3 protein-coding genes are annotated in these 2276 nt (G+C 64.4%); all 3 read left to right on the forward strand.

Translation table 11 applies throughout. The annotated features are described in order from the left end of the window. On the forward strand, positions 1-640 hold a 640-nt coding region (locus OC610_RS25980), incomplete at its 5' end, for an acyl-CoA dehydrogenase family protein (protein WP_264431890.1). 182 nt (positions 641-822) lie between these two features. Then, entirely contained in the window at positions 823-1917 is a 1095-nt protein-coding gene (locus tag OC610_RS25985) for a serine hydrolase domain-containing protein (protein ID WP_264431892.1), read from the forward strand. Next, positions 1914-2225 carry an amidase gene (locus OC610_RS25990; RefSeq protein ID WP_264431894.1) on the forward strand — a complete coding sequence of 104 codons (312 nt, stop codon included), beginning with the start codon at positions 1914-1916 and terminating at the stop codon, positions 2223-2225. The genes OC610_RS25985 and OC610_RS25990 overlap by 4 nt, the downstream gene beginning before the upstream one ends. Positions 2226-2276 lie beyond the last annotated feature (51 nt).

Consider the following 2276-nt stretch of genomic DNA (forward strand, 5'->3'; position numbering starts at 1 on the left):
GCAGCGCAGCCTGCGCCCGGCGGATATGCAGACCCGGCTCGGCGACTTGCGGTTGAACGGGCGCAAGGATTTCGTCACTGCGGGTGACGCCGCCGAATGGTTGTTGGTCGCGGCCCGAAGCGAAGCGCCGGAAGATGAGCGAGTGCGATTGAGCTTGGCGGTGGTGTATGCGGGTGAGCCTGGCGTGACGTTGGAAAAACTCCCGGCCCTGCCTTTCATGCCGGATATCAGCCATGGTCGGGTGCTGTTGGATGGCGCGCAGTGCGAACTATTGGCGGGTGACGGCTGGGATGCCTACGTCAAACCGTTTCGTACCCTGGAAGACCTCTATGTGCTCAGCGCGATGACCGCCTGGTTGTATGGCGTCGGGCAAGAATGCGACTGGCCCCAGGCGCTGCAACTGCGCCTGTTGGCGCTGCTTGCCGGTTGCGGGGAGGCGAGCCGTCACAATCCGTCCAGTGCAGCCACGCATGTGCTGTTGGGTGGGTTGTTCGCCCAGTTCCAAGGGCTCGAAGCCGAACTGAACGACGTCTTGGCCGGTGGGCCTGCGGTGTGGCGTGAGATGTGGGTGCGTGACAAGGCGGTGATGGACATTGCGGCGGGGGCGCGGGCCAAGCGGTTGGACAAGGCATTGGGATAGTCCCTCAAGCGACTGCCCCTGTGGGAGCGAGCTTGCTCGCGATAGCAGAGTGTCGGCTAAGCATATGGCGACTGACAAACAGCTATCGCGAGCAAGCTCGCTCCCACAGGGGGCCACACACGCCTCGAAACTGTCATCAAGTCTGAATAGGCTCTGAAGGTTCAATCCTGCGAGCCCCGCGAATGTCCAAAGGCTGGTTCCTGATCCCGCTGTTGTTGCTCAACCTGACCGCCCAGGCCGACGACTGGCCCGCCGAGCAATGGCCGACCGGCCCGACCCCCAGCGGGCCGGCCATCGAAGCCCTGGAGCAATACGCCTTTGCGCCAAGGGACGACGCTACCCGCCAAGGCATTCGCACCGACGCGCTGCTGGTGATCCAGGACGGTCGACTGGTCTACGAACGCTATGCCGGACCGACTGACGCACAGACCCCGCACCTGGCCTGGTCCATCAGCAAAAGCCTGCTGGCGACGGTGTTCGGCGTGGCCTACGGTGAAAAACGCTTTGCCCTGGATGATCCGGCCGCCCGGTACTACCCATCGCTGGAGCGACACCCGGGCATGACCCTGGCCGACCTGTTCCATTGGGCGTCCGGCCTGGACTGGCAAGAGGACTACGAATACGCGCCGCTCGATTCTTCGGTCGTGGCGATGCTTTATACCCGCGGTCGCCAGGACATGGCGGCGTTCACTGCCGCGCACGATAGCTTCAGCCCGGCCGGCCAGGTGTTCCGCTATTCCAGCGGCGACAGCAACCTGCTCGCGGCGGCGCTGAAGAATATCGTCGGCCCGTCGCGTTATGCCGATTATCCCTGGACGGCTCTGTTCGAGCCGCTGGGCATCCGTCACGCGACTTGGGAAACCGACGCGAGCGGCACGTTTGTCGGTTCGTCCTATGCCTATCTCACCGCGCGGGACCTGGCGCGTGTCGGCCTGTTGATGCAACGGGATGGCCGCTGGGGCGAGCGGCAGTTGATTCCCAGGGATTGGATCGCCTTCAACCGCGAGCCATTCGCCAGGTTCCAGGCCGGCCAGGACGAAGCCGTGCCCGGCGGGCACTGGTGGCTCAATCGCGCCGCCGATCCATTGATCCGGCCGTGGCCGGACGCGCCGCCGGATACCTTCGCCGCCCTGGGCCATTGGGGCCAGGCGCTGTATATCATTCCCAGCGCCAGGTTGGTGATCGTGCGCTACGGCGATGATCGCGACGGCAGCTACCGCCACAACGAATTGCTCAAGCGCGTCATGGTGGCCTTCGCCGGGACGGTGCAGCCATGAGGCGCAAAGTGTTACTTACCGTGATGGCGGGGCTGCTGGTTGCCCTGTTCGGTTGGGTCTGGCAGGAGCGGGTGGCGTTGCGCGCGTTCCCGGACATCATCAGCGCCTACACTGCCAAGGAATACTGCTCGTGCCGCTATGTGATGCAGCAACCGGCCGACTATTGCCGCGGTTATGTGAAGCAGTCGGTGCCCACCAACGACTTTCTCGACACACCTGAAGCCAAGCGCATCACCGTCAGCGGCTTGGGGCGCAGCCACAGTGCGCGGTGGATGGGGGAGCGGCAGGGGTGTCGGTTGGAACCCTGAATGGCGAGGGGGGCTTGCTCCTGCAGGGCTCTGTAGGAGCTGGCGAAGCCT

It is taken from the genome of Pseudomonas agronomica (genome assembly GCF_025917275.1).
Classification (GTDB): domain Bacteria; phylum Pseudomonadota; class Gammaproteobacteria; order Pseudomonadales; family Pseudomonadaceae; genus Aquipseudomonas; species Aquipseudomonas agronomica.

Excerpts from the sequence above, each read along its gene's own strand:
- OC610_RS25985 (WP_264431892.1), top strand. The coding sequence starts at position 823 with ATGTCCAAAGGCTGGTTCCTGATCCCGCTGTTGTTGCTCAACCTGACC.
- OC610_RS25990 (WP_264431894.1), top strand. The coding sequence starts at position 1,914 with ATGAGGCGCAAAGTGTTACTTACCGTGATGGCGGGGCTGCTGGTTGCC.